The organism is Kitasatospora sp. NPDC018619, from assembly GCF_044391605.1.
Taxonomy (GTDB): Bacteria; Actinomycetota; Actinomycetes; order Streptomycetales; family Streptomycetaceae; genus Kitasatospora.
In genome coordinates this window covers 1-25,403 of record NZ_JBISAI010000015.1, presented here as the reverse complement: position 1 = coordinate 25,403, position 25,403 = coordinate 1, and the positions used below count along the sequence as shown (strand labels likewise).

Sequence of the window (25,403 nt, the reverse complement as noted above, 5' to 3'; positions counted from 1 at the left end):
CCGCCGTCATGCGGCTCCCGGGGCCGCGCGACTACGATCGGAAGGAGCCCTTCCGGATGGTGGCGAGACGGAAGCCAGGTCCCCGATGGCCCCGAGGTCCGTGCAGTGGCCGCCGTACGTGCGGGTCGCGCCGTGGTCGCTGACCACCGGCGGGCTGCTGTGGAACGCGCTGGACCCGACCGACTACTGGGGCGATCCGATGCTGGCGGCGGCCGCCGTCCTGGCGGGCGCGCTGCTGACGCTGCGCGACACCGTCGCGGTGGGCGTGGCCACGGTGCTCGGCATCCTGGTGCTGTCCACCCAGGACGGGTCGATCGGGACCGGGGCCGGCTACCTGGAGCTGGCGAACACGGCGTCCGCCGCGCTGCTCGGGATCGGGGTGAACCGGGTGGTGGCCCGGCACGGGCGGCGGCTGGAGCGGGTGCGCTCGGTGGCCGAGGCGGCGCAGCGCGCGGTGCTGCCGGAGCCGCCCGCGCGGGTGGGGCGGCTGACGGTGGCGGCCTGCTACCGGGCCGCCCAGGACGAGGCCCTGATCGGCGGCGACGCGTACGCGCTGCAGTCCACGCCGTACGGCGTGCGCGGGCTGATCGCCGACGTGCGGGGCAAGGGGCTGCACGCGGTCGGGGCGGTGTCGATGCTGCTGGGCGCCTTCCGGGAGGAGTCGCACCGGCTGCCCGGCCTGGCCGCGCTCGCCGACGCGCTGGAGGAGTCGCTGCTGCGGGACGGCGACCGGATGAGCGAGGAACTGCGGCTGGAGGGCTTCATCACCGCGCTGCTGGTGGAGTTCCCGCCGGGGGAGGAGAGCGTGCGCACGCTGGACTGCGGGCACCCGGCCCCGTACCTGCTGGGCCCGTACCCGCCCGGCGGAGCGGCGCCCGGGGTGCGCCGGCTGGACGCGGCCGACCCGGGGCTGCCGCTGGGGATGGGCGGGCTGGGCGTGGCGCGGCCGGAGCCGGAGGGCCGGCCGTTCCCGGCCGGGTGCACGCTGCTGCTGGTGACCGACGGGGTGACCGAGGCCCGGGACGCGGCGGGGGAGTTCTACGACCCGGTGCTCGGGCTGGCGCCGCTGGGGCCGTTCGCCGGGCCGGGCGAGGTGCTGGACGCCCTGGTGGCGGATGTCGAGCGGTGGACCGGCGGGCCACGGGACGACGACATGGCGGTGCTGGCGATCACCCGCCGGGAGGCCGACGGCTGACCGGGGCCGGGGGCCGGGGGCGGGGGCCGGGGATCCACGGGTGCCGCACGGCACGTCCGCCGGCCGGGCCCGGCCGAGGGCCGGGGAGCCCGAGGGCGGCCGGAACCCGTCCGGCGTCGGCCCGCTGGTCCCCTGCTACGGCTCGCTACGGTCACGCCGATATCACGATGAGGTGACGGCGGGGCGGTACTCCATGGGATCCGGCCAAGTTGAGCCTCGTCGTCCGGTGGCCGGAAAGCTCGCGTCCGAATACCGGACGGCGAAATGGACCGCCGGGACCGGAGCCGGCCGGGGCGCCCGATGGGCCGTGCCCCCTTGGCCGACGGGCGCCGTGGGCGGCGCGGCGGCGCGTGAGGCCGCCGTAAGGAGCGCGCAAGGGCCCGCGGGACGAGTGGCGGGATTCGGCCGAGCTGCGGTCCGTCCGGAAAAGGACCTGGTGCTTGCCCCGTGTCGAATGGGTGACCGAGAGTCGCACCGATGAACGAGAAGCCCAGCCCCCGCCAGGCCCGTCTGCTCGGCCACCGCGACTTCCGGCTCCTGCTGACCGGAGCCGCGGCGGCCCAGACGGGCAGTCAGGTCACCCTCGTCGCCCTCCCCCTGGTCGCGGTGGTGGTGCTCGACGCCACACCGTTCGAGGTCGGCCTGCTGACCGCCGCCGAGACCGCCGCCTTCCTGCTCGTCGGGCTTCCGGCGGGCGCCTGGCTGGACCGGATGCGCAAGCTGCCGGTGCTGGTCAGGGCGGACGTGGTGCGCTGCCTGGCCGTGGGGTCGATCCCGCCGGCCGCCGCGCTCGGGGTGCTGACCATGCCGCAGCTCTACCTGGTGGCGCTGGTCACCGGGGTGGCGACGGTGTTCTTCGACGTCGCCCACCAGTCCTTCCTGCCCGCCGTCCTGCCGCGCGAGCACCTGGTGGGCGGCAACGGGGCGCTGGAGACGGTCCGTTCCTCGGCGCAGATCGCCGGGCCGGGCCTCGGCGGCGGACTGGTCCAGCTCCTCGGGGCGCCGCTCGCCATCGTGGCCGACGCCTGCGGCTACCTGGCCTCCGCGCTGCTGCTCGTCCGGATCAGGGCCGAGGAGCAGCTGCCGGAGCCCGCGCCGGGGCGCTCGCTGCGCGCCGAGGTCGGGGAGGGCGTGCGCTTCGTGCTCGGCCACCCGCTGCTGCGGGCGATCGCCACCGCCACCGCCACGTCCAACCTGTTCTCGGCCGTGCTGACCGCCGTGCAGACGGTGTTCTGGGTGCGGGTGCTCGACCTGTCGCCGGGCGCCATCGGTGTGCTGCTGTCGGTCTCCGCGATCGGCGGCCTGGCCGGCGCCCTGTGCGCCGGGCAGCTCGCCCGGTGGATCGGGCAGGCCCGGCTGATCTGGCTGTCCACGGTGGTGACGGCGCCGTTCGCGCTGCTGTGGCCGCTGTCCGGCAGCGGCGCGGGCGTGGTGCTGTTCGGCGTGGCCTCCGGGGTGGTGCTGTTCGGCGCGGTCGCCTACAACGTCGCCCAGGTGAGCTTCCGGCAGAGCGTCTGCCCGCCGGAGCTGCTCGGCCGGATGAACGCCACCATGCGGTTCCTGGTGTGGGGCACCCTGCCGATCGGCGCCCTGGTCGGCGGCGTGGTCGCCGACGCGGCCGGGCCGCGCACCGCGCTCTGGGTCTGCGCCGTCGGCTTCCTGCTGGTGCCGCTGCCGCTGCTGCTCTCGCCGCTGCGGCGGATGCGCGAGCTGCCGGGCCCCGACCGTACGGCCGGGCAGGTGGCGGGGGCCGGCCAGGCGGGGGCCGCCGAGGAGGAGGGCGCGGTGAGTCCCACCGCGTCCTGACCCACCGCTTGCGACCGATCCACGACTCCTTCCGACCGATGCACGACTCCTTTCGACCGAGCCCTGACCGAGCCGCGACCGGAAACCGGAGACCGTTCCCGTGCACGCCAGCATCACCGCCGCCTACCTCGCCCGGTACCGCTCCGCCGCCGCCGAATCCCCGGTGGAGCTGCTCCCGCTGACCGGTGCCCAGCGACGGTTCCTGATCACCCGCCGACTCGCGCCGCAGAGCCGGACCGACGTCGTCCCGCTGTTCTTCGCCTACCCGCGCGGCACCCTCGACCCGGCCCGGCTGGCCCGGGCCGCGGCCGCCGTGGCCGCCCACCACCCGGCGCTGTGCGGCGGTTTCGCGACCGTGCGCGGCACACCCGTGCTGCGCACCGGCGGCCCCTGTGCCGAAGCCGCCCGGATCGCCGTCGCCCCCGGCGGCAGCGCCCGCGCGGCGCTGCTGGCGGCCCTGCTGGACTGGCCCGCCGACGGGCCGGCGCTGCGCCTGCTGCTCGCCGCGGACCCGGACGGCGACGAGGAGCTGCTCGCCCTCGCCCTGGACCACGCCGCCTGCGACGAGCAGTCGCTCGGCGTGCTCACCGCCGAGCTCGGCGCGGCGTACGAGCAGGGCGAGGAGCCCGCGGCCGGGCCGGCCCCCCGGGCGCTGGCCGACTACCGGCAGGCCGTCGAGCTCCAGCTCGCCGCCGAGGACGCCGCCGGCGGGCCCGCCGCGCAGGCCCACTGGGGCCGCCGGCTGGGCGGGTTGGCCGGGGCGGGCGGCGGGGTGGCCACCTCCACCGGCATGCTCGCCGAGCGGCTGCCCGCCGCCGGGGGCGCCGCCCGCGGCGCCGTCTTCCCGGCCCTGCTGGACGCCGTCGGCTCGGCCCTGCGCCGGCTGCACGGGCCGACGGCCGACGGGGGCCCGCTCGCGCTCGGCTACCCGTGGGGCGGCCGCCCGGCCGGTGCGCCCGCCGTGCTCGGCTGCTTCCTCAACACCCTGGTGCACCCGGCGGCTTCGGGGCCGGCTACGGACCTCGACGCCCTCGCGGACGCCTGGTGGGACGACCTGGACCAGGCCGGCACCCCCTTCGACGAGGTGGTCCGCGCCGCCCGCACCGCCGGGGCCCCGTGGTCGGGCGCCCTGGACGGCCTGCTCACCCTGGAGGACCTGCACCGCCGCCCGCCGCTGGTGCTCGGCGGCGTCCCCGGCCGGGAGACCCACCTGGACGGGCGCCCGCTCGCCGCGCCGCTGGCCGTCTCCGCGTCGCAGGGCGACGACCTGCTGGTCCGGCTGGCCTGGGACCGCGACCGGTTCGCCGAGGCCGACGCCCATGAGGCCTTCGACGGACTGCTCGCCGTACTGCGCCACCACCTGCACGCCGGACCGGCCCCGGCGCCGGCCCCCGTCCAGGCCCCTGTCCAGGCCCCTGTCCAGGCCCCGGTTCCGCAGGTCTGACCGGGCCGACCCACCCGGCCCTCGTACCCACCCGAGCCGTCGCACCCGCGCGGCCCCTCGCACTCACCCGAGCCCTCGAACCCGCGCGGCTCCTCGAACCCACCCGAGCCCTCGCACCCGCCCGCCCCCGACCGGCGGGCCCCGTATCCCCGCGGGCCCCACGCCCCGCGGGCCCCGAGCCCCCACCGGATCCACCAGGACGGATCCACCCTGCCCGCCCGCGCGCGCCCGAAGCGCCGCCGGTCGGGCCCCGGACCCCGGGCCGCACCTCACCCCGGTGCGGCCCGGCCACCGGCCGGTACCGGAACACCCCACACCCGCCCCCGGCCACCGCAGTGCCGACAAAGCCCACCACACAAGGGAATCGACGATGTTCGCACTCTCTCCGTCACAGGAGATCGTCTGGCTGCACGAGCAGATGCTGCCCGGCAGCCGCGCCTACAACTTCACCGCCGTCCTCGACCTGTGGGGCGCCCTCGACCAGGACGCGCTGCACACCGGCCTGGCCGCCGTAGTGGCCCACCACCCCGGCCTGCGCCTGGAGTTGGTGCCCAGCACGGAGGGCCTGCCCGGCCAGCGGGTCGCCGAGGACTGCGAGCCGGAGCTGCGCCGCAGCGACTTCTCCGCCGAGCCGGACCCGGAGGCCGCCTTCCGCCGGCTGCTCGCCGCCGAGGCCGAGGAGCCGCTGGACACCGGGCGCGCACCGGTGCTCCGCTGGCACCTGGTCCGGCTCGGCGAGGAGCACCACCGGCTGATCCACGTCGAGCACCACCTCGTCCACGACGGCCACTCCTTCGCGATCCTGCTGCGCGACCTGTTCACCGTCTACCGCGCCACCGTCCTCGGCGAGCCGTACCAGCTGCCCGCCGCCCCCTCCTACGAGGAGCACGCCCGGTCTGCCGCCGACCTCCCCCGGGACCGCGCACTGGACTTCTGGACCCGGGAGCTGGCCGACGCTCCGCGCGAGGTCACGCTGCCCGGCCTGGCCCGGCCGGGCGCCCAACGGCGCCACCGCGGCGGCCAGTTGCGCCAGTCGATCGGCGCTGACCTGGCCGAGCGGCTGCGCGAGCGCAGCCGGACGGACGGCCACACCCCGTTCAGCACCCTGCTCGCCCTGCTCGCCGAACTGCTCCGCCGGCACAGCGGCCACCGCGAACTGGTGATCGGCACCGCCGTCGGCAACCGCCCGGAGGGCTTCGAGGGCACCGTCGGGATGTTCGTCAACACCGTCCCGCTGCGCCTGCGGCTGGACCCGACGGCCCCCGGCACCGAGGCCGTGGACGAGGTGACCGACGTCCTGCTGCGCGCGCTGCCGTACCAGGACCTGCCCGTCCAGGAACTGACCCGCCGGCTCGGGCTGCACACCACCGGCGCCGACAACCCGCTGTTCAACGTGATGTTCAGCGCGCACGACGCCGCCCTGCCCGACGTCCAGGCGCCCGGCCTGGAGGTCTCGCTGTACGAGGGCTTCAACACCGGCACCACCCGCTTCGACCTCGACCTGGTGCTGCTGCCCGACGACCGCCGGGTGGTCGGCGAGAAGCACGGCGCCGCCGGGATGACCCTGGTCTGGGACTACGACGCGGACCTGTTCCGCGAGTCCGAGGCGGTGCTGCTGTCCGAGCGGCTGCTGGAGCTGCTGCGCTGCTACCTGGACCGCCCGCAGGCGCCGATCGCCGACCTGGCCCCCGCGCCCGGGCGCGAGGAGGCCGCTCCGGCCCTGCCCGCCACCCCGGCCGCGCTCGACCCGGCCGCCGCCCACGACCCGGCCGCGCTCGCCCTGCTGGCCGGCACCGAGCGGATCAGCTACGGCGAACTCGACCGGCGCGTCGCCGAGTTGGCCGACCGGCTGCGCGCCGCCGGGGTCGCCCCCGGCCAGCCGGTGGCCGCCGTACTGCCGCGCGGCGTGGACAACGTGGTCGCCCTGCTGGCCTGTCTGCGCCACGGCGCCGTGTACGCGCCGCTGTCCACCGAGGACCCGGCCGCCCGGCTCGGGCTGCTGCTGGAGCGGCTGAGCCCGGCGCTCGTCCTCGCCACCCGGCAGAGCGCGCTGGCGCTGCCCGCCGAGGGCGTCGTCCCGGCGCTGCTGGACGGCCCCGCCTTCCCGAAGGCCGAGCCCGCCGCCGTCCTGGACGGCGCCGCGTACGTGATCCACACCTCCGGCTCCACCGGCGTCCCCAAGCCCGTCCTGGTCGGCCGCGAGGCCCTCGCCGGGTACGTCACCGCGATCGCCGACCGCTACCGCCTCGGCCCCGCCGACCGGGTGCTGCTGTTCGCCCGGCCGTCCTTCGACGTCGCCCTGGAGGAGGTGCTGCCCGCCCTCGCGGCCGGCGCCGCCCTCGTCGTGCCGCAGCGCGACGTGCCCACCGGGCCCGAGCTGGTGGCCGTGCTGGCCGCCCGCGGCGTGACCGTCGCCAACCTGCCGACCAGCTACCTGCTCGCCGTCCGCGAGGACCTGCGCGAGGCGCTGCGCGACGGCCGCTGGACGCCCCGGCTGCTGGTGCTCGGCGGCGAGCGGCTGCCCGCCCGGGCCCTGGCCGGGCTGACCGGCGCCACCACCGTGCTCAACGCGTACGGCGTCACCGAGGCCACCGTCACCTCCACCGTGCACGAGGTCACCGCCGCCGACGTCGAGGAGGACGGCGAGATCCCGCTCGGCGTCGAGCTCGACGGCGTCGGCGTGCACGTCCTGGACGACACCCTGCGCCCGCTCGCCCCCGGCTGCGTCGGCGAACTCGTCGTCTCCGGCGCCATGCTGGCCGAGGGCTACCTGGGCCTGCCGGAACCCACCGCGGCCCGCTTCACGACCGTCCCCGCGCTCGGCGGCGCCCGGGTGTACCGCACCGGCGACCGCGGCTACCGCGACCTGGACGGCCGGCTGCGCTTCCTGGGCCGGGCCGACAACCAGGTCAAGCTGCGCGGCCACCGGATCGAGCTGGAGGAGATCGAGGCCGCCGCCTCGGCCGAACTCGGCGGCCGCTCCTGCGCGGTGCTGCTGCACACCGACCCGCAGGCCGGCCCCCGCCTGGTCGGCTTCCTGGAGGGGGCCGACCGCCCCGACCAGGCCGCCCTGCACGAGGCCCTCGCCCGCCGGCTGCCCGGCGGACTCATCCCGGCGAGCTGGACGGCCGTCGCCACGATGCCGACCCTGCCCGGCGGCAAGCCCGACCGCGCCGCCCTCGCGCGCCTGGCCGAGCAGGCCCCCGAGCCCGAGGAGAGCGCGCCGAGCGACTTCGCCGACCCCGGCCAGCGGCTGATCGCCGACGCCTGGCGCGAGGTGCTCGGCCACGACCGCTTCACCGCGGACTCGCACTTCTTCGAGGTCGGCGGCCACTCGCTGCTCGCCGCCCAGCTCGCCGCGTACCTGGAGCCCCACCTCGGCAGCCGCCCGCCGCTGCGCACCCTGTTCCGCCACGCCGTGCTGGCCGACCAGGCCGCGGCCCTCACCGCCGGAGACGCCAAGTGACCGCCCCCTCCGCCGTCCTGGAGGACGGCCACCGCGAGCTCGTCGAGGCCTTCGAGAGCTTCGTCCGCCGCGAACTCGTGCCGCTGGCCGCCGAGTTGCCCGAGACCGCCGACCAGGTCCCGGCCGACCTGCGGACCTACGTCCGCAAGCGCTCCGCCGCCCTCGGCTTCTACGCGGGCGACTACCCCGAGGAACTCGGCGGCGCGGACATGCCGTTCACCGCCGTCGTCCTGCTGCACCACGCCGCCGGGCGCAGCGGCTGCGTGCTCGCCCCGTACGCGCTGGCCGGCTCCGACGGGCCCAGCCCGCTGCTGCGGCACGGCACCCCCGAGCAGGTCGAGCGCCACCTCGTCCCGCTGGTGCGCGGCGAGCAGACCCGCTGCCTCGCCCTCACCGAACCGCACGCCGGCTCCGACGCGTTCCACCTCACCACCACCGCCGTGCGCACCGGCGACACCTGGGTGCTGAACGGCCGCAAGACCTTCGTCAGCAACGCCGAGCACGCCGGGATCGCCCTGGTCGTCACCGCCACCGACCTCGGCGACGGGGCCGGGCCGACGGCCGGCGCCACCGCCTTCGTGTTGCCGATGGACCAGCCCGGGCTGCGGATCGGCCAGCGCTACGAGGGGATGTCCGGCGAGCCGCTGTTCGAACTGCTGCTGGACGGCGTCACCGTCGGCCCGGAGGCCGTGATCGGCGGCGAGGAGGGCGTCGGCGCGGCCACCGCCCTGGCCATCGACAGCCTCTCGCGCGGGCGCCTGGTGGTCGCCGCCATGTGCAACGGCATCGCCGAGCACGCGCTGCGCATCGGCGTCGAGTACGCCCGGGACCGCCGCGCCTTCGGCCGGGTGATCGGCGACTACCAGCACGTCCAGGAGCACCTGGTGGCCACCCGGGCCGAGGTCGAGGCCTCCAAGCTGCTCACCCTCGCCTGCGCCCGGCTGGTCGACGAGGGCACCGAGTCGCCGGAGAACGCGGCGCTCGCCAAGCTCACCGCCTCCGAGACCGCCGTGCGCGCGGTGGACCGCTCGCTCCAGGTGCACGGGGCCACCGGCTGGGTGCGCGGGCACCCGCTGGAGTTCCTGTACCGCTACGTCCGGATGACCACGATCATCGAGGGGACCTCGGAGGTCCAGAAGGTGATCATCGCCCGTTCCATGGGCCTGAACTGACGCTACGTCACCTTCTGGGAGATGATGATGACGGCACACCCTGACACCACGGCACCCCGCACCGAGGCACCCGCTACCACCGCACCCGCTACCACCGCACCCGCTACCTCGGCACCCGGCACCTCGGCACCCGGCACCGAGGCCCCGAGCATCGGGTACGGCAGACCGCACCGGGACGGCGCGGTGCTCGACCTGTTCACCAGCTGGGTGCACCGCACCCCCGACGCCCCCGCCCTGATCGACGGCGAGCGGGCGTACAGCTACGCCGAACTCGACCGCCTCGCCGACACCGTGGCCGAGACCCTGCGCGGCCGGGTCGGCCCCGGCGACCTGCTCGGCGTCTGCCTCCCCCACTCGGCCGCGCTGGTCGCCGTCACCCTGGCCGCCGCCAAGCTCGGCGCCGTCCACCTGCCGCTCGGCCCGCGCCCCGGCGAGCAGCGGCTGCGCGCCGTCGCCGAGCAGCTGCGCCCGGCCTGCCTGGTCGGCGAGCCGGAGCTGCTGCCGCCCGGCGGCGAGCGGCTGGCGCTGCACCTGCCCACCGCGGGCGTGGTGGCCGCCCTGAGCCCGGGCGGGCAGGTGCGCGTCCCGGCCGGCACCCACTACGCGGTACTCACCTCCGGCTCCACCGGCACCCCGAAGGCCGTCGCCGTCACCGAGCCCGCGCTCGGCTCCCTGCTGCGGTGGTACCGCGACCTGGTCGGCCTCGGCCCCGGGGAGCGGCACAGCCTGCTGATCGGCGTCGCCTTCGACCCGCACCTCCAGGAACTGTGGGCCGGCCTCACCTCCGGCGCGACCCTGGTCGTCGCCCCCGAGGCGGTGCGCTGGGACACCGGCGCGCTCACCGACTGGTGGCGCGAGGCGGGCATCACCGTGGCCATCCTGCCCACCCCGCTGGCCGAGCCCGTCCTCGGCCGGCCCTGGCCCGAGGGCCTGGCGCTGCGCCACCTGCTGATCGGCGGCGACCGGCTGCGCCGCACCCCCGGGCCGGACGTCACCGCGACCGTCCACAACGCCTACGGCCCCGCCGAGGCCACCGTCACCACCACCATGCACGCCATGGCCCCCGGCGGCGACCACGGCACCGGCGCCCCGCCGATCGGCCTGCCGATCGACGGCGTCGTCCTCGTCGTCACCGACGAGGACGGCCGCCCGGTGCCGCGCGGCACGGCCGGGGAGCTGCGGATCGGCGGCCGCGGCCTGGCCGCCGGCTACCTCGACCCGGAGCTGACCGCCCGCCGCTTCGTCGACGCGCCCGTCGGCGTGGAGGGCACCGACCGGGTCTACCGCACCGGTGACAAGGTGGTGATGCGGCCCGACGGCGTGCTGGAGTTCCACGGCCGCCTGGACGACCAGGTCAAGGTCAGCGGCGTGCGGGTGGAGCCCGCCGAGGTCGAGGCGGCGTTCGAGCGCGACCCGCGGGTGCGCCGGGCGGTGGTCGCCGCCGAGCAGGCGCCGACCGGCGGGGCCCGGCTGCTCGCCTTCGTCCGGGCCGAGGACGGCGCCGACCCCGCGGCGCTGCTCGACACCGTCCGGCCCTGGCTGCCCGAGCAGGCCGTGCCGTCCGCCGTCCGACTGGTGGAGCGCTTCCCGCTGGACGCCAACGGCAAGGTGGACCGCCGGGCCCTGCTGGCCGACCGGCCGGCGGCCGACGCCGCGCCGCAGGCCCCCGCGGACGGGGGCAGCCCGGTCGAGCGCACCGTGCTGGAGCTCTGCCGCGAGCTGATCGGCCGCGCCGACCTCGCCCCGGAGGACAACTTCCTGGCGTCGGGCGGCAACTCGCTCGCCGCGGCGAGGCTGCTGGAGGCCCTGGAGAACGAGTACGGCGTACGGCTGCGGGCCCCGCTGGTGCTGCGCCAGCCCGACCTGCGGGCCGTCGCCCGGCTGGTCGAGGAGCGGGCGGCCGGCCTGACCGCGACCGCCTGACCCCGCCGAACCTCCTCAGCGGGGCGCCCCGGCCCACCCGGCCGGGGCGCCCGGAAGGGAACCACCATGACCACCACGACCCCCGAGGCCGCCGCGGCCCCGTCCGGCCGGGCCGCCGCGGCCGCCGGCTCCAGCGCGCCCACCGTGCCCGCCCTGATCGCCCGGCAGGCCCGGCTGCGGCCCGACGCGCTCGCCGTGACCGACGGCAGCACCGCCCTGACCTACCGCGAACTCGTGGACGCCGCAGGGCGGTTGGCCGCCGTCCTGGCCGCCCGGGGCATCGGCCCCGGCAGCGCCGTCGCCCTGCTGTGCGCCCGCTCCACCCGGTTCGCCGTCGCCCAGCTCGCCGTCTGGCGGGCCGGCGCCCTGGCCGTCCCGATCGACCCGGCCTACCCGCGCCCGCGGATCGCCGAGATGACCGCCGACGCGGACGTCCGGCTCGTCCTCGGCGACAAGGGCCTGCTCGCCGAGGCCGGGCTCCCCGAGGAGCGCACCCTGGTGCTCGCCGAGCGCGGCACCGAGGCCGCCGGCGGCACCGCGCCCGACGCCCCCGACGCCGCCGACCCGGCCGCGCTCGCCCTGCTGTACTACACCTCCGGCTCCACCGGCCGCCCCAAGGGCGTGCTCGTCCCGCACGGCGCCGTCGCCGACCTCGTCACCGCCGAGGACGCGATCGAACTCGGCCCGCGCGACCGGGTGCTCTTCCACTCCACCGTCTCCTTCGACGCCGCCACCTTCGAGCTGTGGGCCCCGCTCGCCCGCGGCGCCGCCGTGGCCGTCTCGCAGAGCGAACGGCCCAGCGCCGAGGACCTGGTGCGCGACGTCGAGGGCTTCGGCGTCACCACCCTCTTCCTCACCACCGCGCTCTTCCACCACCTGGCCGCCCGGCGCTCCCGCGTCTTCGGCGTGCTGCGCACCCTGGCCGTCGGCGGCGAGGCGCTGTCCGCCGAGCACGCGGGCGCCGTGCTGCGGGCCTTCCCCTGGCTCGAACTGTTCAACGTCTACGGGCCGACCGAGGCCACCACCTTCACCACCCTGCACCGGATCACCCCGGCCGACTGCGCCGGCTCCGTCCCGATCGGCCGGACCTTCGGCGGCGCCCGCGGGTACGTCCTGGACGAGCGGCGCGCGCCGGTGGCGATCGGCGCCGTCGGCGAACTGTGGATCGCCGGGGAGCGGCTGGCCCTCGGCTACCTCGACCGGCCGGAGCTGACCGCCGAGTGCTTCCGCGAACTGCCGGGCATCGGCCGCGCCTACCGCACCGGCGACCGCGTCGCCCAACTGCCGGACGGCACCCTGGAGTACCACGGGCGCACCGACGACCAGGTCAAGGTGCGCGGCTTCCGGATCGAACCCGGCGAGGTCGAGCACGCGCTGCTCCGGCTGCCCGAGGTCGCCGAGGCGGCCGTCGTGGTGCGCCGCGCCGGGCAGGCCGACGCCGCGCTCACCGCCTGCCTGGTGCTCGCCGAGGGCGCCCGCCCGCCCGTCGAGGCGCTGCGCGCCCGGCTGGCCGAGCAGCTGCCCGCCCACCTGGTGCCCACCGCCTGGAGCGTGCTCGCCGCGCTGCCGCTGACCGGCAGCGGCAAGGTGGACCGACGCGCGCTGGCCGCCGACCGCCCGGCCGAGGCACCGCCGACCGGCACCGCCGGACTCGGCCCGATCGAGCAGGTCGTCGCCGAGGCGTGGAGCCGGGCCCTGGAACGCCCGATCACCGACCCGGCCGCCGACTTCCTCGCCGAGGGCGGCCACTCGCTGCTCGCCATGTGGGTGGTGGACGACCTGCGCGAGGACCTCGGCGTCGAGCTGTCGCTCGCCGACTTCCTCGCCCACCCGACCGTCGCCGCCCAGGCCGACCTGCTGGAGCGCGCCCTGCGCGCCGCCGACGACACCTCCGGAGCCGACCGATGAGCACCGTGGACCAGGCCGACCTGCTGCGCCGCGCCCGCGGCCGCCGCGCCGCCAGCCCACCCGCACCCGACGCCCGGCCCGCCGGGCCGACCGGCCCCGCCCCACTCTCGCACGCCCAGCAGCGGATGTGGCTGATGGACCGCCTCGGCCAGGGCGGCGCCCTCTACAACGTGCCGGTCGCCACCCGGCTGCGCGGCCCGCTCGACCACGCGGCCCTCGCCACCGCGATCACCGGCCTGACCGAGCGGCACGCCGTGCTGCGCACCCGCTACCTGTGCCGGGGCGACGAGCCCTACCAGCAGACCGACCCGGCCGTCCCGGTGCCGCTGCCGGTGCTGGACGCCACCGGCCCGGAGCAGCTCGCCGCCGAGGCCGCCCGTCCGTTCGACCTCGCCACCGGGCCGGTGCTGCGCGCCGTCCTGCTGCGGCACGCGGAGGAGGACCACACCCTTCTCCTGACGTTCCATCACATCGCGGTGGACGGCGGGTCGTTGCGCTTCATCGCGGCGGACCTCGCCGAGCTCTACCGCGCCGCGCGCGACGGCGTGCCGGATCGCCTCCCGTCGCCGGCCCCGCCGTACGCCGACTACGCCCGCCAGGAGCGTGCCCGCGAGGCCGAGCTGACGGCCGCCGCCGACACCCTGGCGGCCGGGCTGGCCGGGGCCGGGCCGCTGTCGCTGCTGCGGCCCGTCCCGCCCGGCGCCCGCGAGCGCCGCGCCCTGCTGCACACCGCCCCGCTGGAGCCGGCCGTGGTGGAGCAGCTGCGCGTCCTCGGCGCGCGGCACGGCGCGACGCTCTTCACCGTCGTCCTGACGGCCGCGTTCGCCACGCTGGGCATCGCCTCCGGGCAGGACGACCTCGTCCTCGGCTGCGCCGCCGGCCACCGCGGACGGCCCGAGTTCCGCCGGACCGTCGGCCTCGCGGTGAACACCCTCGCGGTGCGGGCGAACCCCTGCGGGGACCGGCCGTTCACGGAGCTGCTCGGCCTGGTGCGCACCGCCCTGCTCGACGCGCAGCAGCACCACGAGGTGCCGTTCGACCTGGTGGTCGAGCGGCTCGGCGCGGCCGGGCGCGGTGCGGACGGCACGCCGCTGCTCTCGGTCAGCTGCGACCTGGTGCAGACCGTCGACCCGCTGGTGCTGCCGGGCCTGGCGGCCGAGAACGTCGAACTCGACCTGGGGTTGGCCAAGTTCGGCCTCACCCTGCTGCTGGAGGACGGCCCGCGGCCGCGCTGCCTGCTCCAGCACGACCTGGCCGCGCTGGACCGGGACACCGCCGCCCGGCTGCTCGACGCCTTCGCCCGGCTGCTCACCGCCGTGGCGGGCGAGCCGGAGCGGCGGCTGTCCGAACTGCCGGGGGAGCGGCTGACGGCCGCCGGGCAGCCGGCCGCCGAGCACCCCGTCGTGGCAGCCCTCTCGGCGGCCCCGGCGGTGGTCGAGGCGGCCGTCGTCGAGCGCCCCGACGGCCCGCCGCTCGCCTACGCGGTGGTGCGCGGGCCCGTCGCGCCGAGCGGCAGCGCCCTGCGGGCCGCCCTGCGCGATCGGCTGCCGGCCGCCGACCTGCCGCTCGCGGTCGTGCTGGTGGACCGGCTGCCGCGCCACCCGGACGGCACCCCGGACCGCGACCGGCTGCCCGGGGCCGTGCCGGGGCCCGGTTCCGCCGGGCCGGCCGACCGTCCGTCGGGGAGCGGTCCGTCGGAGAACGGTCCGTCGGGGAGCGCACCGACGCAGGACGGCCTGCTGGACGCCGTGCGGCAGGCGTTCGGCGACCTGCTCGGCACCGCCCCGCCCGCCGACGGCGACTTCTTCGCCCTCGGCGGCCACTCCCTGGTCGCCGTCCAACTCGCCGAGCGCCTGCGCACCCGCACCGGGCTGCCGCTCACCGGCCTCGACATCCTGGAGCAGCGCACCCCGCGCGCCCTCTGCGCCCTGCTCGCCGCCCGCGAGGACGAGCGCCGCGCCGCCCTCGCCCGGGCCGGGGCCCGGCCGCGGGCGGCCGGTGCCCGCACCGGCACCGTCCTGCTCACCGGCGCCACCGGCGGGGTCGGCGCGGCCGTGCTCCAGGAGCTGGTGGCCCAGGGCCGGCCGGTCCGGGTCCTGGTGCGGCCCGAGTCCGCGCACCTGCCCGCGTTGACCGGCACCGAGGTCGTGGCGGGCGACCTCGCCGACCCCGACAGCCTGCGCCGGGCCGTCGAGGGCGTCGACGCCGTGATCCACTCCGCCTGCACCTTCACCGACCACGCCACCGACCTCGCCGCGATGCGCGCGCTCGTCGACGGCTGGCGCGGCGGCCCGTTCGTCTTCGTCAGCAGCATCGACGCGTACGGCCGCCCGGCGGGCACCGAGGTCCCGGAGGGCAGCCCCAGCGGCGCGCCGGTCAGCCCGTACGGGCAGGCCAAGCTGGACTGTGAGCGGATCCTCTTCGAGGCGGCCGCGACCGGCCGGGGCCAGGCCGTCGCCGTCCGCTCGCCGATCGTCTGGGGCCCGCACCACCGGCTGCGCGACCAGCTCCGCTGGGGCGCCACCGGAGCCCTCTACCAGGCCGCCCTGGCGGGTCGGCCGATCGAGGTGCCGGCCGGCGACGAGTGGGCCGGCGCGTCCTGGGTGCACGCCGCCGCCCTGGCCCGCGCGCTCGCCGACTGCCTCGCCCCGGACCACCCCGCCGCCGGCCGGGTCGTCAACGCGGTGAGCGGGCACGTCTCCTGGGCCGAGTTCACCGCCGAACTCGTCCGGCTGCTCGGCTCCGACAGCCCGGTCACCGCCACCGCGGCCGCCGACGAGGAGCTCCGCCGCCCCTGGCACTACCGGGCGGACACCCTGGCGGGCCCGCTCGCCCCCGAGCCCGGCGAGGACTGGCGCAGCGTCCTGGCGGCCATGGTCCGCTGAACTCCCCGCTGACCCCCCGCGAAGGGCGGAGGAGCCCGGCCGCCGGGCTCCTCCGCCCTTCGCATGCTCGCCCCGGCCTCAACCGACGTGCCGCCGACCGGCGCGAGAGCACGTGATCCCCGGGGCCGGAGCCACCGGCAACCCCGGACCGGCCCTGCGGGCCCGCTGTGCGCCCCTGCCCGGTTCCCCGAGGACGGGGAGGCGCGCGAAGGGACCTCGCCGACCCGGCCTCCCCGGCGTCGGCATCGTCCGTCACCGTCGAGCCGCACCCGCGCCTCCGCCTCGCCCCGTCCCGCCCCGCAGGACGCGGCCGTCGAGTGGCCGGTCGGGGACAGCGGCCCGGCGCGGACGGCCCTGCGGCCGACGCGGTGCGCCCTCCGACGCCCTCCGGCGGGCCCCGACGGTCCGCGGGGCCCGACGGTCCGGGGGCCGTACAAGGACGCCCGGCTGCCGACCAGCCGCCCGACCAGCCGCCCGGCCGGCAGCGCGCGCCGGTGGCGCGGGCGGCGCTGACCGGGGACGGCCACTGGAGGCGGGGCGTGGCCCTCGCGGAGACCGTCCGGCCACAGGCCCGCCGGGAGCCGGCCGCCGTGCCGGGCGCCGGGGCGGCGGACGCTGCGCTCGACGTCAGGGGCGGGGCCGTCGACGACGGCCTGCCGGCGGTGCGCGAGACCGTCGAGCGGTCACCGCAGTGCCCGCCGGGCCGTTCCACCGGCGGGCCGCCGAGAACCGTGCCGCCTTTCCGCCGGGGCGCCCGCCCGGGGTGCGGCCCCCGAGCGGGCCGGCCGGAGTGCTCAAGGGCCGCTGGAGGGCAGGTCGAGACGGGTGGTTGGTGGCGGCCCGGGTGTGTTCTGGTGGAGGGCGGAGGGGCGCGAGGGCCGGTAGACGCTCGCGCATGGAGCTGAGTGCGGAGGCTATGGTCCGTCGGCCCGCGGTGGCCTTGACTGGTGGACACGAAGACGGACACGCGGGGTTCACCGAACCCCGGAGGGTCCGACGATCCGAACAAGGCTCCTACTCCGAGTGAGGGTGATGGTCATGGCTGGTGTGGTGGATCTCGCGGTCGAGTCCGGTGTCGTGCTGGTGGTCGGGGGGACGGGGAAGACGGGGCGCCGGGTGGCGGACCGGCTGGTGGCGCGGGGCTACGAGGTGCGGGTGGGTTCGCGTTCGGGTGCGGTGCCGTTCGACTGGCACGACGAGGGGACGTGGGAGGCGGCGCTGGAGGGTGTGAGTGCGGCGTACCTGACGTACTACCCGGATCTGGCGTTCCCGGGGGCGGTGGAGGCGGTGGGGGCGTTCTCGCGGTTGGCGGCGCGGCGGGGGGTGGGCCGGCTGGTGCTGCTGTCGGGGCGTGGCGAGGAGGCGGCGGAGGCGGGGGAGAAGGCGGTGATGGAGTCGGGGGCTGCGTGGACGGTGGTGCGGTGCGCGTGGTTCAACCAGAACTTCAGTGAGTCGTTCTTCCTGGAGCCGGTGCTGGCGGGGGAGTTGGCGTTGCCGGTGGGTGGTGCGGTGGAGCCGTTCGTTGACGCGGAGGACATCGCGGACGTGGCGGTGGCGGCGTTGACGGAGGCGGGGCACGCGGGGGAGGTGTACGAGCTGACGGGGCCGCGGTTGCTGTCGTTCGCGGATGTGGCGGTGGAGTTGTCGGCGGCGACGGGGCGTGAGGTGCGGTTCGAGGCGGTGTCGCAGGAGGCGTACCGGGCGGTGCTGGAGGAGGCTGGGCTGCCGGCGGACTTCGCGGAGCTGTTCTCGGTGATCCTGGACGGCCGCAACGCGTCGCTGGGGGACGGGGTGCGGCGGGCGTTGGGCCGTGAGCCGCGGGACTTCGCCGACTACGCCCGTGAGGCCGCCGCCTCGGGCGTGTGGAACGCGTGACCAGCCAGAAGGGCAACACCTGCCGTCCGTACGGCAGTCCAGTTGATCGTCGGTGCCGGGCGGCGCCGACCGCCTGACCGACTACCCGGCCGCGGCCGGGAGCGGTGAGGAGGCCGGCGGCCCGGACACCGGGAGGGTCCCCGCGTCGGGCGGGGACCGGGGAGACCGAAGGAATTACCGATGCGCTCGAACCAGACCGCGACCCCTGCTTCCTACACCGCCGCGCAGTCCCTCACCGGCCTCGCGCCGGGCGGCGCCGCGCCCGCCCTGCCCACCACCCGAGGGGGCCGGGCCGCCGGACCGCTCCTGGTGGGCGCCACCGTCGCGATGGGCCTGATGGCGGGCCTGTTCTTCGCCTTCGACGTCTCGGTGATGCCGGGCCTGGCGGCCGGCGACGACGCGACGTACGTGACGGCGATGCAGCACATCAACAAGGCGATCGACGGGAACGGGCTGTTCGGCCTCGTCTTCCTCGGCGCCTTCCTCGCCACCGGCGTCGCCGCCTGGCTCCAGCACCGGGCGGGGCGGCGCCAGGCCGCGCTGTGGGCGGCGGCCGGGACGGCGCTGTACCTGGTGGCACTGATCGTCACCATGGGCGTCAACATCCCGCTCAACAACGAGCTGGCCGCCGCCGGGGACGCCGCGCAGATCCACGACCTCGCCGCCGTGCGGGCCAAGTTCGCGGACACCTGGGTGCCGGTGAACATGCTCCGCACCGCGCTGTGCACCGGCGGTCTGCTCGCGCTGACCCGCTCCCTGGTGCTGCACGGCCGCGCGGGGCGCTGACCGCCGCGGCCCCCGCCGAGTGCCCCCGCCGGGACGCCCGCCGGGGGCCTTCGGTGTGCCCGGCGGCGGGCCCCCGGGGGCGTTCGGCGTGCCCGGCCGGCGCGCAAGGCCCGTGCCCGACTGGCCGATTCCGTTCGCTCGCGCCCGACGACGGGTCGCGGCGGGCGCCTGCCCGGGCGCAGACTGGCGGTCGGTGCACGGGAGTTCCGACCGCAGGGGGCAGGCATGTTCGTACGACCCGTCGGGCGCAGCGCAGTCGGCAGGATCCGGGCCGCGATCGGCGTCCTCGTCGTCGCGCTGGCGGCGGGCGCGGCGGTGGCGCTGCCGGCCGCGGAGGCGGAGGCGGCCGGGGCCAAGGGCGGCAAGGTGGTCTACCTGACCTTCGACGACGGCCCCAGCCCCGCGTACACGCCCAAGGTCCTCTCCACGCTCGCCCGTTACGGGGTGCGTGCGACCTTCTTCGAGATCGGGCAGAACGCCGCCGCCAACCCCGCGCTGACCGCGCAGGTCGCCCGCCAGGGCCACAGCGTGCAGAACCACTCGTGGTCGCACCCGGACCTGCGCAGGCTCTCCGCCGCCGCGATCGCCGCCCAGGTGGCCGACACCGACCGCGCCGTGCGCGCGCGGACCGGCCGCACCCCCGGCTGCCTGCGCCCGCCGTACGGCGCGGTCAACGGGACGGTGCGCGCCCAGGCCGCGGCGCTCGGCAAGCAGGTCGTGCTCTGGTCGGTGGACCCGGCGGACTGGTCCCGCCCCGGCACGGCCGCGATCCGCTCGCGGGTGCTGAACAGCGTGCGCCCCGGTTCGGTGGTCCTGCTGCACGACGGCGGCGGTGACCGCAGCCAGACGGTGGCCGCGCTGCCGGAGATCATCTCCACGCTCAAGGCCCGCGGGTACGGCTTCGCCACCCTCTGCGGCTGATTCCGGCCGGCGGCAGAGGGTGGCGTGCGGATACGGGCGGGGCCCGGTGGGCCCACCCGTCGTCGAGCGGTAACGGGCCGGTCAGCTCTGCCCGTTGAGGGCGAGCGCCCAGGCGAGGCAGGCCAGCGCGCCGGTCGACAGCAGGGTGCGCAGCACGTTGAAGCGCACCCAGCGCTCCTCGAAGCGGCGGCGCACCGCGGCCGGGTCGGCGATCCGCTGGACCGAACCGGCCGCCTCCAGCTCGTCGTTCAGCGGGATGTTGACCGAGCGGGTCACCCCGATCATCGCGACGTACAGCACCAGCGCGGCGATCGTCGCGGGCAGCACGTCGTGCCCGTCCGAGGGCAGGTGCAGGGCCACCGCGGCCGCGGTGGCGAGGAGGGCGCCGACGAAGCCGAGGACGAACCAGCCGTTCAGGATCGCCTTGTTGATGCGCTGCATGACCTCGATGAAGGTCCGGTCCTCGGCCCGCGCGAGCGCGGGCATCACCGAGCACGAGAACCCGTAGAACAGTCCTGCGGTCAGTCCACAGGTGACAGTGGCCGCCACCAGGACGAGTGTGCGTGCCGTTTCCATCGTCGTGAGCCCCTCACTTCTCGCCGTCGGTACCAGCCGTACCGCGGTCGCCGTGTCTCGGTCCATACCCCCGTGGGCAGATCATCCGGCATCCGTCCGGCGCGAGCCACCTCGATCACTCAAGAGTCCCTCAAATGACGAGCCGTCAAATGATGTCCCGCCGTCTACACTTGGCGCATGGACACTCTGACGGGACTCCTCGACGGCCCCAAGGCCCGTGGCGCGTTCCTGCTGCGCTCCATCCTCACCCCGCCGTGGTCGCTGCGGATCGAGGACCGGGCCCCGCTCTCGGTGGTGACGATGGTCCGCGGTGACGCCTGGATCCTGCCCGAGCGCGGTACCCCGCTGCTGCTGCACCCCGGGGACGTGGCGATCGTGCGCGGCCCGGAGCCGTACACCGTGGCGGACGACCCGGACACCCCGGTGGACGTGATCGTCGGGCCGGGCCAGGTCTGCACCAAGGGCGGGGTGGACGTCTCCGAGGTGATGTCGCTCGGCGTCCGGACCTGGGGCCAGGGGCGGGAGGGCGACCAGGCCTCCTCGGTGGTGCTCTCCGGCACCTACCAGGCCGAGCACGAGATCGGCCAGCGGCTGCTGGGCTGCCTGCCCGCGCTGCTGGTCCGCCCGGCCGGCACCGGCGCCGACGACACCCTGGTGCACCTGCTGGCCGCCGAGATAGGGCGCAACGAACCCGGCCAGGAGCTCGTCCTGGACCGCATCCTGGACCTGCTGGTGGTCTCGGTGCTGCGCGCCTGGCTGGCCGCGCCCGACTCCGGCGCCCCCGCCTGGTACCGCGCCCAGCACGACCAGGTGGTCGGCCCGGTGCTGCGGCTGATGCACGACGACCCGGCCACCGCCTGGACGGTCGCCGAACTGGCCCAGCGGGTCGGCGTCTCCCGGGCGGGCCTGGCCCGGCGCTTCACCGCCCTGGTCGGCGAGCCCCCGATGGCGTACCTGGCGGGCTGGCGCCTGGCCGTCGCCGCCGACCTGCTGCGCGAGCCCGAGTGCACCGTCGCCTTCGCCGCCCGCAAGGTCGGCTACAGCAACGCCTTCGCCCTCTCGGCGGCGTTCAAGCGGGTGCGCGGGATCAGCCCGCAGGAGCACCGCCGGCTGGCCGCCACGGGCGCCCAGTCGCAGCAGGTGGGCTTCTCGGGGCCGGCGGAGACGGTGATCCTGGCCGGCTGAGCGGGTCTTTCCCATTTGCCTAATCCGTTTAGGCAATCCCATACTGTCCGTAGGAAGCCAGGGGGTCCCAACGGCCCCCTGGTCCACCGGCGCGACCGTACGGGAGGAAGCACATGGCCAGGGCAGGGCTGACCGTCGAACGCGTGGTCGCCGCGGGCGCCGAACTCGCCGACCGGGTCGGCTTCGACCAGGTGACCGTCGCCGAGGTCGCCCGCGGCTTCGGCGTCCGGACGGCCAGCCTCTACTCCCACGTCAAGAGCACCCAGGACCTCAGGACCCGGATCGCCCTGTACGCCCTGGAGGAACTCGCCGACCTCGTCGCCGACGCCCTCGCGGGCCGGTCGGGCCGCGACGCGCTCGCCGCCTTCGCGGGCGCCTACCGCGACTACGCGGCCCGCCACCCCGGACGCTACGACGCCACCCGCCTGCGCCTGGACGCCGAGACGGCCGCCGCCAGCGCCGGCGTCCGGCACGCCCGGATGGCCAGGGCGCTGCTGCGCGGCTACGACCTGGGCGAGCCGGAGCAGACGCACGCCGTGCGCATGCTCGGCAGCGTCTTCCACGGCTACATCAGCCTGGAGGCGGCCGGCGGGTTCAGCCACACCGCCGTCGACCCGCGGCAGTCCTGGGACTGGATCATCGACTCCCTCGACGCCCAGCTGCGAGCGGGCGGAGCCCGAACGGCGTGACGAGCCGCCGCCGTCGGCGCCGCGGCCTGCCGCCCGCCGCCTCCGAGCCCCCGAGTCCCTCCGAACCGAAGAAGCTCCCATGACGACCATCACCACCCCCGTCACCGAGGACCTCCTGCACGGCCACCTCGACGTCGAGCACACCCGCCGCGGCCTGCTGCCGCACCGCCTGCCCGCCGCCGCCCGCCGCCGCATCCCGGACGAGCAGCTCGCGATGGCCGAGTCCCAGCCCTCCGGCGTCCGGCTCGCCTTCCGCACCCGCGCCACCACCGTCACCCTGCACGCCGTCCCGACCAAGCGCGCCTACCCGGGCGTCCCGACCGTCCCGGACGGCGTCTACGACCTCCTGGTGGACGGCCGGCTCACCGCCCGGACCGGCATCCCCGGCGGCAACCTGCGCACCGTCGACCTCGCCACCGGCCGCTTCGAGCTGACCGAAGGGCCCTCCGGCAGCGCCCGGTTCACCGGCCTGCCGGAGCGGGACAAGACCGTCGAGATCTGGCTGCCGCACACCGAGACCACCGAACTCGTCGCCCTCGACACCGACGCCCCGATCGAGCCGTTGCCGGCCGGCACCCGCAAGCGCTGGCTGCACCACGGCAGTTCGATCAGCCACGGCTCCAACGCGGCCCACCCGACCGGCACCTGGCCCGCCCTGGTCGCCCACCACGCGGGCCTGGACCTGACCAACCTCGGCTTCGGCGGCGGCGCCCTGCTCGACCCGTTCACCGCGCGCGCCATCCGCGACGCCCCGGCGGACCTGATCAGCCTCAAGCTCGGCATCAACGTGGTGAACAGCGACCTGATGCGGCTGCGCGCCTTCACCCCGGCCGTCCACGGCTTCCTCGACACCGTCCGGGACGGCCACCCGACCACGCCGCTGCTGGTCGTCTCCCCGCTGCTGTGCCCGCTCCACGAAACCGTGCCGGGCCCGCTCGCCCCCGACTTCAGCAGTGGCACCCTGCGCTTCCGCGCCACCGGCGACCCGGCCGACGTCGCCGCCGGCCGCCTCACCCTCACCGTCGTCCGCGCCGAACTGGCCCGCATCGTCGCCGACCGCCGCGCCGACGGCGACCACCACCTGCACCACCTGGACGGCCTGGCCCTCTACGGCGAGCCCGACCACGACGCGCACCCGCTCCCCGACGGCCTCCACCCCTCCCCGGAGGCCCACCGGCTGATCGCCGAGCGCTTCGCCGCCCTCGCCCTCGCCCCCGGCGGCCCGCTGGCGCCGGGCACGGCTGCGCCCGACTCCCGTACGGGAGACGGGGGGTGAGAGGCCGGGCCGAGCGGCTCAGGCGGCGACGGCCAGAGGCGCCGGGAGCGCGAGCGCGGTGACGACGGTGCCGTGGCGCACGGCCCAGGTCCCGGTGCGGACCACCGGCTGGTGCGGATGCCGGGCCGTGAAGGTGCCGTCGGCGCGCACGGCGACGGTGATGGCCGCGAGCGGCGCCCAGGTGCCGGTCAGCGGATGGACGGCCTTGTAGGCGGCCTCCTTGGCGCTGAACAGGACGGTGTCCCACGGGGCCCCGCCCTCGGGCAGCAGCGCCAGGCCGTCCCGCTCGGCCGCGCTGCTGACCAGTTGCAGCACGCCCCCGGGAAGCGGCCGGGCCGGCTCGGCGTCGATCCCGAGCGAGCGGAGCCGGCCGGTCCCGGCGACGGCGCAGGCCGTGTACCCGTCCGTGTGGGTGATGCTGCCCGTGACACCCGCCGGCCACCGGGGCGCCCCGCCGGGCCCGGGCAGCAGCGGCACCGGAGGGTGCCCGAGCGCACCGAGCGCCTGGCGGGCGAGCGCCCGGGCGGTGGCGAACTGCCGGCGGCGGCGCGGTGAGCGGTCCCGGATGTACGCCGCCTCCGTCGGCAGCAGCCGCTCCTCGGACGGGAGGCCGAAGGACTCGGCGCAGTGGACGTGCGGCGGGAGCAGCGCGGCCAGGACGTCGGCGGTGGCGGTGGTCACGGTCGTCAGCGGCCGGTCGTGACCAGCTGGTGGATGCGGTGCGCGAGGAGCCGCGGGGCCTCCAACGGCACCATGTGGCCGGTGTCGGGAATCCGGTGCAGGTCGGCGTGCGGCAGCGCCGCGGCGAGCTCCTGGCTGAAGCTGGGCTTCACGATCTTGTCCTCGGTGCCGGTGACGACCGCCGTCGGCGCCGTGATCCCGGCCAGCCCCGGCCGCTGGTCCATCTCCTGGGTCGAGGCGAAGCAGGCGGCCCGCACCGCCGGTGAGGTGCTGGCGAACAGCAGGCGGTTGGCCTCCCGCGCCGGCAGCGAGGCGCTCGGCCCGTGTGTCCCGCTGAGCAGCCGGCGGCCCAGCCACGGCGTCCGCAGGGCCCGGCTGAACAGCTTCGACCCCATCATCCTGACCTCGTTCGCGGGCGTGTTCTGCCCGTGCGAAGCCGTCGACACCAGCACCAGCCCGGCCAGCTGCCCGACACTCGCGCCGGCCTCGGCGCCCTTCGGATCCTTAGTGCTTTTCGCGTCCGACAGCGCCGCTGCCCAGGCCAGCGCGGCGTACCCGCCGCCGGAGTGCCCCACCACAACGACCGGCTGCCCCGGTGCGAGGAGCGTCCCGACCACGGTGTCCAGGTCCCGCGCCAGCCGCTCGATGCTGATCGGCTCCCGCCCGGACGTCGAGGAGGCGTGCCCGCGCTGGTCGTACGTGGCCACCGTGTGCCCGGCCGCCGCGAGCTGCTGCGCGACGGCGTGCCAGACCGTCCGGCTCGCGGCCCACCCGTGGACGAGCAGCACCAGCGGGCGGCTCGGGTCCGGCCGGCCCGGCTGGTGGACCGTGACGGCGAGCTTCGCGTGGTCGTCGGTGGTCGCGGTGCGGTCGGTGGTGGTGACGGACTGCTGGGCGGGGAGCACGGGGATCTCGGTGATGGTCACTGGTGGCCTCCTTCTCCGGTGGCGGTTCTCAGCGCTGGCTGTCGAGGTGGCGCTGGAGGTTGCTGAGGGCGTGCTGGGTGGCGGTGGTGTGCTTGGTGGTGAGGTTGGTGAGCTTGTGGAGAACCTTGGCCAGGCCGTGCGGCGTGGTGGCGAAGGTGATGGTGAGGAGGGTCTGGGCGCCGTCGTTGCGCGGGGTCAGCTGGTAGGTCGTGGTGCCGTGGAAGCTCCCCGTGTGCTTCTGGGTGAGCAGGGCGTTCGGGGTCACGTCGGTCGTGGTGGAGGTGAACCGGAGCTTGGGGCCCGGCTTGCCCACGCCCGCGGGGTGGATCGTGGTCGTCGTGGTGCCGCCGGGGTGCTGCGGGCCGGTGGGGCCGGGCTGGTGGGTGTTGTGGGGGTGCCACCAGGTGGTCCTGCCGTTGAGTTCGTCGACGATCGCGTTCCAGACCTCGTGGACGGGGTGGTCGAGAACGGTCCGGTCGGTGTGGTGGATGGCCTGCATGGGGAATCGGGCCTTTCACTCGGCGAATTGGGGATCTGGCGGTTTCGGCGGGGGGCTTGGGAATCCGGTGAATGCGTCGAATTGGTGGTTGTGGTTGGTTGGTGGGTGGGGGGTGGTGTTAGGGGAAGATGTTGTGGCCGGGGGTGAGGGTGTGGGTGGGGTCGTAGGTGTTTTTGGCGTTGGTGAGGGT

At 76.6% G+C, this 25,403-nt stretch carries 18 protein-coding genes; 14 read left to right on the top strand and 4 right to left on the bottom strand.

Annotation, left to right across the window (positions count from 1 at the left end):
* The first annotated feature begins 85 nt into the window (after positions 1 to 85).
* The 11 genes from ACH5AR_RS23610 (at position 86) to ACH5AR_RS23560 (ending at position 19,381) form a co-directional block, all read left to right on the top strand.
* Positions 86 to 1,195 carry a PP2C family protein-serine/threonine phosphatase gene (locus tag ACH5AR_RS23610; protein WP_396303463.1) on the top strand — a complete coding sequence of 370 codons (1,110 nt, stop codon included), beginning with the start codon at positions 86 to 88 and terminating at the stop codon, positions 1,193 to 1,195.
* 477 nt (positions 1,196 to 1,672) lie between these two features.
* Positions 1,673 to 3,001 carry an MFS transporter gene (locus ACH5AR_RS23605; protein ID WP_396303462.1) on the top strand — a complete coding sequence of 443 codons (1,329 nt, stop codon included), beginning with the start codon at positions 1,673 to 1,675 and terminating at the stop codon, positions 2,999 to 3,001.
* A 100-nt stretch (positions 3,002 to 3,101) separates the two neighbouring features.
* Entirely contained in the window at positions 3,102 to 4,445 is a 1,344-nt protein-coding gene (locus ACH5AR_RS23600; RefSeq protein WP_396303461.1) for a non-ribosomal peptide synthetase, read from the top strand.
* A 370-nt stretch (positions 4,446 to 4,815) separates the two neighbouring features.
* Complete coding sequence (locus ACH5AR_RS23595) at positions 4,816 to 7,911, top strand: amino acid adenylation domain-containing protein (protein ID WP_396303460.1); 3,096 nt, start codon at positions 4,816 to 4,818, stop codon at positions 7,909 to 7,911.
* Positions 7,908 to 9,083, top strand: a complete 1,176-nt coding sequence (locus ACH5AR_RS23590; protein WP_396303459.1) for an acyl-CoA dehydrogenase family protein — start codon at positions 7,908 to 7,910, stop codon at positions 9,081 to 9,083. The genes ACH5AR_RS23595 and ACH5AR_RS23590 overlap by 4 nt, the downstream gene beginning before the upstream one ends.
* Positions 9,084 to 9,110: 27 nt before the next feature.
* A complete protein-coding gene (locus ACH5AR_RS23585) occupies positions 9,111 to 11,006 on the top strand; it encodes an amino acid adenylation domain-containing protein (RefSeq protein WP_396303458.1) in 1,896 nt (631 codons plus the stop codon).
* A 66-nt stretch (positions 11,007 to 11,072) separates the two neighbouring features.
* Positions 11,073 to 12,914 (top strand): non-ribosomal peptide synthetase, encoded by a 1,842-nt coding sequence (locus ACH5AR_RS23580; RefSeq protein WP_396303457.1) that lies wholly within the window; start codon positions 11,073 to 11,075, stop codon positions 12,912 to 12,914.
* Entirely contained in the window at positions 12,911 to 15,799 is a 2,889-nt protein-coding gene (locus ACH5AR_RS23575; protein WP_396303456.1) for a condensation domain-containing protein, read from the top strand. Before ACH5AR_RS23580 ends, ACH5AR_RS23575 begins: the two co-directional genes overlap by 4 nt.
* A gap of 1,038 nt (positions 15,800 to 16,837) precedes the next feature.
* On the top strand, positions 16,838 to 17,674 hold the full coding sequence (locus tag ACH5AR_RS23570) for an NmrA family transcriptional regulator (RefSeq protein WP_396303455.1): 837 nt from the start codon (positions 16,838 to 16,840) through the stop codon (positions 17,672 to 17,674).
* 180 nt (positions 17,675 to 17,854) lie between these two features.
* The gene (locus tag ACH5AR_RS23565; RefSeq protein WP_396303454.1) at positions 17,855 to 18,460 is read left to right on the top strand and encodes a DUF1772 domain-containing protein; all 606 of its coding nucleotides are present in this window, start codon (positions 17,855 to 17,857) and stop codon (positions 18,458 to 18,460) included.
* Between the two features lie 225 nt (positions 18,461 to 18,685).
* The gene (locus ACH5AR_RS23560; protein ID WP_396303453.1) at positions 18,686 to 19,381 is read left to right on the top strand and encodes a polysaccharide deacetylase family protein; all 696 of its coding nucleotides are present in this window, start codon (positions 18,686 to 18,688) and stop codon (positions 19,379 to 19,381) included.
* A gap of 81 nt (positions 19,382 to 19,462) precedes the next feature.
* Here the strand turns inward: ACH5AR_RS23560 and ACH5AR_RS23555 are convergent, their stop codons facing one another.
* Positions 19,463 to 19,930 carry a DUF1772 domain-containing protein gene (locus ACH5AR_RS23555; RefSeq protein WP_396303452.1) on the bottom strand — a complete coding sequence of 156 codons (468 nt, stop codon included), beginning with the start codon at positions 19,928 to 19,930 and terminating at the stop codon, positions 19,463 to 19,465.
* A gap of 204 nt (positions 19,931 to 20,134) precedes the next feature.
* Between ACH5AR_RS23555 and ACH5AR_RS23550 the strand changes: the two genes are divergently transcribed.
* The 3 genes from ACH5AR_RS23550 to ACH5AR_RS23540 all read left to right on the top strand — a co-directional run bounded on the left by ACH5AR_RS23550 (position 20,135) and on the right by ACH5AR_RS23540 (position 23,107).
* Positions 20,135 to 21,142 carry an AraC family transcriptional regulator gene (locus ACH5AR_RS23550; protein WP_396303451.1) on the top strand — a complete coding sequence of 336 codons (1,008 nt, stop codon included), beginning with the start codon at positions 20,135 to 20,137 and terminating at the stop codon, positions 21,140 to 21,142.
* A gap of 113 nt (positions 21,143 to 21,255) precedes the next feature.
* Complete coding sequence (locus ACH5AR_RS23545; RefSeq protein WP_396303450.1) at positions 21,256 to 21,831, top strand: TetR/AcrR family transcriptional regulator; 576 nt, start codon at positions 21,256 to 21,258, stop codon at positions 21,829 to 21,831.
* Between the two features lie 79 nt (positions 21,832 to 21,910).
* The gene (locus ACH5AR_RS23540; RefSeq protein ID WP_396303449.1) at positions 21,911 to 23,107 is read left to right on the top strand and encodes a GDSL-type esterase/lipase family protein; all 1,197 of its coding nucleotides are present in this window, start codon (positions 21,911 to 21,913) and stop codon (positions 23,105 to 23,107) included.
* Between the two features lie 18 nt (positions 23,108 to 23,125).
* Here ACH5AR_RS23540 and ACH5AR_RS23535 read toward each other — a convergent pair whose 3' ends face one another.
* Genes ACH5AR_RS23535 through ACH5AR_RS23525 form a run of 3 tightly spaced genes read right to left on the bottom strand, consistent with a single transcriptional unit; the run spans position 23,126 to position 25,213 of the window.
* The gene (locus tag ACH5AR_RS23535; protein WP_396303448.1) at positions 23,126 to 23,788 is read right to left on the bottom strand and encodes a 4'-phosphopantetheinyl transferase; all 663 of its coding nucleotides are present in this window, start codon (positions 23,786 to 23,788) and stop codon (positions 23,126 to 23,128) included.
* A gap of 5 nt (positions 23,789 to 23,793) precedes the next feature.
* The gene (locus ACH5AR_RS23530; RefSeq protein WP_396303447.1) at positions 23,794 to 24,714 is read right to left on the bottom strand and encodes an alpha/beta fold hydrolase; all 921 of its coding nucleotides are present in this window, start codon (positions 24,712 to 24,714) and stop codon (positions 23,794 to 23,796) included.
* Positions 24,715 to 24,742: 28 nt separating this feature from the next.
* On the bottom strand, positions 24,743 to 25,213 hold the full coding sequence (locus ACH5AR_RS23525; RefSeq protein WP_396303446.1) for an SRPBCC domain-containing protein: 471 nt from the start codon (positions 25,211 to 25,213) through the stop codon (positions 24,743 to 24,745).
* Between the last annotated feature and the right edge of the window lie 190 nt (positions 25,214 to 25,403).

What these genes read in the sequence shown, in the direction of transcription:
- ACH5AR_RS23610 (WP_396303463.1), top strand. Translation starts at nt 86, where the DNA reads ATGGCCCCGAGGTCCGTGCAGTGGCCGCCGTACGTGCGGGTCGCGCCG.
- ACH5AR_RS23605 (WP_396303462.1), top strand. Translation starts at nt 1,673, where the DNA reads ATGAACGAGAAGCCCAGCCCCCGCCAGGCCCGTCTGCTCGGCCACCGC.
- ACH5AR_RS23595 (WP_396303460.1), top strand. Translation starts at nt 4,816, where the DNA reads ATGTTCGCACTCTCTCCGTCACAGGAGATCGTCTGGCTGCACGAGCAG.
- ACH5AR_RS23585 (WP_396303458.1), top strand. Translation starts at nt 9,111, where the DNA reads ATGACGGCACACCCTGACACCACGGCACCCCGCACCGAGGCACCCGCT.
- ACH5AR_RS23580 (WP_396303457.1), top strand. Translation starts at nt 11,073, where the DNA reads ATGACCACCACGACCCCCGAGGCCGCCGCGGCCCCGTCCGGCCGGGCC.
- ACH5AR_RS23575 (WP_396303456.1), top strand. Translation starts at nt 12,911, where the DNA reads ATGAGCACCGTGGACCAGGCCGACCTGCTGCGCCGCGCCCGCGGCCGC.
- ACH5AR_RS23570 (WP_396303455.1), top strand. Translation starts at nt 16,838, where the DNA reads ATGGCTGGTGTGGTGGATCTCGCGGTCGAGTCCGGTGTCGTGCTGGTG.
- ACH5AR_RS23565 (WP_396303454.1), top strand. Translation starts at nt 17,855, where the DNA reads ATGCGCTCGAACCAGACCGCGACCCCTGCTTCCTACACCGCCGCGCAG.
- ACH5AR_RS23560 (WP_396303453.1), top strand. Translation starts at nt 18,686, where the DNA reads ATGTTCGTACGACCCGTCGGGCGCAGCGCAGTCGGCAGGATCCGGGCC.
- ACH5AR_RS23550 (WP_396303451.1), top strand. Translation starts at nt 20,135, where the DNA reads ATGGACACTCTGACGGGACTCCTCGACGGCCCCAAGGCCCGTGGCGCG.
- ACH5AR_RS23545 (WP_396303450.1), top strand. Translation starts at nt 21,256, where the DNA reads ATGGCCAGGGCAGGGCTGACCGTCGAACGCGTGGTCGCCGCGGGCGCC.
- ACH5AR_RS23540 (WP_396303449.1), top strand. Translation starts at nt 21,911, where the DNA reads ATGACGACCATCACCACCCCCGTCACCGAGGACCTCCTGCACGGCCAC.
- ACH5AR_RS23525 (WP_396303446.1), bottom strand. Translation starts at nt 25,213, where the DNA reads ATGCAGGCCATCCACCACACCGACCGGACCGTTCTCGACCACCCCGTC.